At 35.3% G+C, this 4,255-nt stretch carries 4 protein-coding genes; 2 read left to right on the top strand and 2 right to left on the bottom strand.

Annotation, left to right across the window (positions count from 1 at the left end; all coding sequences use genetic code 11):
- Positions 1-74 precede the first annotated feature (74 nt).
- Positions 75-653, bottom strand: coding sequence for an adenylate kinase (locus AC4AGG_RS15460; protein ID WP_489772916.1), 579 nt, complete (start codon positions 651-653; stop codon positions 75-77).
- A 293-nt stretch (positions 654-946) separates the two neighbouring features.
- Between AC4AGG_RS15460 and AC4AGG_RS15465 the strand changes: the two genes are divergently transcribed.
- On the top strand, positions 947-2,200 hold the full coding sequence (locus tag AC4AGG_RS15465) for a T9SS type A sorting domain-containing protein (RefSeq protein ID WP_489772917.1): 1,254 nt from the start codon (positions 947-949) through the stop codon (positions 2,198-2,200).
- 73 nt (positions 2,201-2,273) lie between these two features.
- Here AC4AGG_RS15465 and hpt read toward each other — a convergent pair whose 3' ends face one another.
- A complete protein-coding gene (hpt, locus tag AC4AGG_RS15470) occupies positions 2,274-2,828 on the bottom strand; it encodes a hypoxanthine phosphoribosyltransferase (protein WP_489772918.1) in 555 nt (184 codons plus the stop codon).
- 137 nt (positions 2,829-2,965) lie between these two features.
- Between hpt and AC4AGG_RS15475 the strand changes: the two genes are divergently transcribed.
- The gene (locus AC4AGG_RS15475) at positions 2,966-4,252 is read left to right on the top strand and encodes an adenylosuccinate synthase (protein WP_489772919.1); all 1,287 of its coding nucleotides are present in this window, start codon (positions 2,966-2,968) and stop codon (positions 4,250-4,252) included.
- Positions 4,253-4,255: the final 3 nt, after the last annotated feature.

A 4,255-nucleotide genomic window follows, 5' to 3' on the forward strand; every position in this document is an offset into this window, starting at 1 on the left:
TTAGATTATAAGTTAATTTAGGAAGTGAAAAATAATCGCAATTATGATACTCCCTAAAACCTATTATCTGCCACCTATTTAATTTTTTCTACTTCAGCAAAAAGTTTTTCAGAAATTTCATCAATTTCTCCTACGCCATTAACTTCAACATATTTTCCTTGTTGTTTGTAAAGTTCAGCGACTTCAGCTGTTTTTGCATAATATTCTTTGATTCTGTTACGGATAATATTCTCGTCAGCATCGTCGCTTCTTCCACTTGTCTTACCACGATTTAGCAGACGGTCAACTAATATTTCGTCTTCTACTACCAAAGAAAGACAGATGTCAATGTTATCATTCAGAACTTCAGAAACGATGGTTTCCAAAGCTTCTGTTTGTGCTGCTGTTCTAGGGAATCCATCAAAAATAAATCCAGATGCTTCCGTTGGTTTTTTGACGTCATCAATCAACATGTCGATGGTCACCTGATCTGGCACCAGTTCTCCCTTGTCCATGAAAGATTTGGCCAATTTGCCAAGTTCTGTTTCGTTTTTAATGTTGTATCGGAATAAATCTCCTGTTGAGATTTGTTTCAGATTAAACTTCTCGATTAGATTTTGAGCTTGAGTGCCTTTCCCACTTCCAGGAGGGCCGAAGAGAACGATGTTAATCATTTCTGTATTTTAATATTAATTAAATGTAAATGTATTATTGCAAAATTATGAAAAAACTTTTTAGAATCGCCTATTTTTAAAGATACTTGAGTTTATTAATTGTGTTAAGGGGACAGAATTTTGATAATTTTCTAATTAGTTATTTAACGTATTCAAAGTAAGGGATTTTTCACTAGTAATACAATGTAAAATTGACACCTAAAATATTAAAATTCTAGAAAATTGGTACTAAAGCATGATTGATTTTACAATGTTTTTAATTATATTTGGGGATACATCAAAAAATAATAATTATGAGAAAAACATTACTTCTTTCTGCTGCGTTAACAGTATTTGGTTTTACAACTTCATTTGCACAAGCGAGTCTCAACTTTGATGGGACCGATGACCATGTTGTCAGTACTAGTGTTCCAGTGACGGGTGCGTCATCAAGAACTATTGAAGCTTGGATTAAAACAACTAAGAATTCGGATCCAGGAACAAGTGGTACTCAAAGTGTCATTGTAGATATGGGAAGTACTTCTACATGGCAAAGGTTTACTTTTAATATTCTTTGGGGTAACCGCTTGAGACTTGAGTTCAATGGAGGTGGAGTTAACTGTGATACGGCATCCACTTCGCCTTTAAATGATGGGAACTGGCATCATGTTGCGGTGGTCTGGAATTCCACGTTATCTGGAGCGGCAAGGGTTCAATTTTATGTAGATGGTGTAGCAGTTGCAAATCAAACTGGAGCATCATTGACTGGAAATCCTAATACGCCTACAACAGGTACTTTTAGAATTGGTAACCGTGTTGATGGGCTTAACTTTTTTCAAGGAAATATTGATGAAGTTAGAGTTTGGAATGTTGCGCGAACAGCAGCTGAAATCCAAGCCAATATGAATACTGAATTTTGTAGTAATCAAACTGGGTTGGTGCGTTACTACAAATTTAATGAAGGGGCACCTTCCGGAACTAATGCTGCAAGCATTTTTGATTACTCTGGTAATACTGCGAATATGACAGCGACTAACTTTGCAATGACAGGTACTACTTCTAACTTTGATGCTCCTAAAGCTCTGACTTTGGTTACTGTTGATAACACTGCTTCTTTTTCGAGCGGAATGTTAAGCGCAACGCAAACAGGGGCGTCTTATCAATGGTATGATTGTGCAACTAGTACTGCAATTAGTGGTGCGACTTCTCAAACTTATACACCTACAGCAATTGGAAATTATTCGGTTTTGGTTAATCTTAATGGATGTATGTCTATGTCGTCATGCGTAGCAGTTACATCTCTTGCTACAGCGGATGCAAAAGCTAAGAATGCTATAAAAGTTTATCCTAATCCATCATCAGGTGAATTCAATTTTGTTTTCAATAATGGTTCGGATGTTACGGTTTCTGTTTATGATGTTTCTGGAAAATTAATTCAGAAAGAAAATCTAAATACAAGTCGTGCTCAGGTTGCAAGTATTAAAATTAATGGACCAAAAGGAACTTATTTTGCTCATATCGAAGGTCAAGATGGAAAAGTTGAGCAAGTGAAATTGATTAAAGAATAATATAGTTTTGTTTTTTTATAAAAAAATCGCAGGAAAAAATTTTTTCCTGCGATTTTTATTTTGTTTCTATTCCTTAGTGGTTAATTCTTCCTTCTTCTAATTGATAAAGATCCGGAAGATTTCTACCTAACTCATCATAATCTAAGCCATAGCCTAAAACGAATTTGTTTGGAATCTCTTTGGCTACATAATGGATTTTAAAGTCTTTTTTGTAAACTTCTGGTTTCAAAAGGAGTGAAGCTACTTTTAGAGATTGTGGACGTTGGGTGTTTTCGAAATACTTATAAAGGCTTTCGATGGTATTTCCTGTGTCAACGATGTCTTCCATCAAGATGATATGTCTCCCTTCAACATCCTTGGTTAATTCCATCTTTTGATAAACAATCCCAGTGGATTCCGTCCCAGAATAAGAACTTACTTGTAGGAAAGCTACTTCGCAATTTCCTGGATAATACTTCATGAAATCCGAAAAAAACATGAAAACCCCATTAAGAACCCCGATAAAGACTGGAGTTTCTTCTTTGTAATCTTCATGTACTTTTTCTGCAAGCTCTTTTATTATTTTTTGTAATTCCTCGTGCTTCATGTAAGGAACAAAATTTTTGTCGTGTACTCTAATACTTTCCATAAGCTGTTATTGTACCGCAAAAGTAAAGAATTTTAATAGGTTATAAAAATGAAAAACTGATTAAAACTTTTCCACATTACTTGGTCATACTTTTAATATAAACTAAATTTGTGCGAACCTAATAAATACAAAAATATATGTCAACTTACGTGGTTGTCGGTCTTCAATACGGCGACGAAGGAAAAGGGAAAATCACCGATGTATTATCTTCAAAATCAGACTATGTGGTGCGCTTCCAAGGAGGTGATAATGCTGGGCATACGGTCTATGCTGGAGATGAAAAATTTGTTTTGCACTTGCTTCCTTCAGGAGTATTGCAGTGCCCTGGAAAGTGCTTCATTGCTAATGGAGTTGTAGTTAATCCTATGTCTTTTATTAAAGAAATCGGTCAAATCGAGGCAAAAGGTATGAAAACAGACCATGTGTTCATCAGTAGAAGAGCACATGTGATTATGCCTTATCATATCTTATTGGATACTTACCGCGAGGAAGAAAAAGGAGGAACACAGATTGGTACTACAAAAAAGGGAATTGGTCCTTGCTACGAAGATAAAATCGCAAGAATAGGAATCCGAATGGTTGACTTGCTTAACCCTGAAGTTTTGAGGGATAAGATCGAAAAGAATTTGAAACTTAAAAATTCTCTTTTCGAAAAATATTATGGAAAGGAGACTTTGGATGCGGAATCTATGATTCAGGAGTACATAGCGATTGGACAGCAATTGCAAGATAGAATTGTTGATACCGAACTTGAACTTAATGAAGCGATTAGAGATGGTAAAAATGTATTGTTTGAGGGAGCTCAAGCGTTAATGTTGGATATCGATTTTGGAACATATCCATATGTTACTTCGTCTTCTCCGTCAACAGGAGGTGTTTGTACAGGAGCAGGAGTGCCTCCAACGAGTTTGCAAAATTTAATTGGAGTTGCTAAAGCTTATACAACAAGAGTTGGTAATGGTCCATTTCCATCTGAATTAGATAATGAACTTGGTGAAAAAATCAGACAGATTGGCCATGAATTTGGAGCTACAACAGGTAGACCAAGAAGAACAGGTTGGTTAGATTTGGTTTCATTGAAACATGCAACAATGATTAATGGTATCAATAATTTAGTGATCACCAAATTAGATGTTTTAAGCGGTATTCAACCTTTGAAGATCGTTACAAAATATAAAACGGAGGATGGTAAAATTATTGATTATTTCACTTCTTCTACCACTAAATTGTATGATTACGAGCCGATTTACGAAGAACTTCCAGGTTGGGATGAGGATATTACCAATGTTAGATCTTATGATGAACTTCCTGAGACGGCGAAGAAATATATTGAATTTATTGAAAACTATTTAGGAATTAATGTTTATTTAGTTTCGGTAGGTCCAGAAAGAAGTCAGAACATTATTCGTAAGGAATTGTTCTAGAAA

This window comes from Chryseobacterium sp. CG10_8 (genome assembly GCF_058117085.1).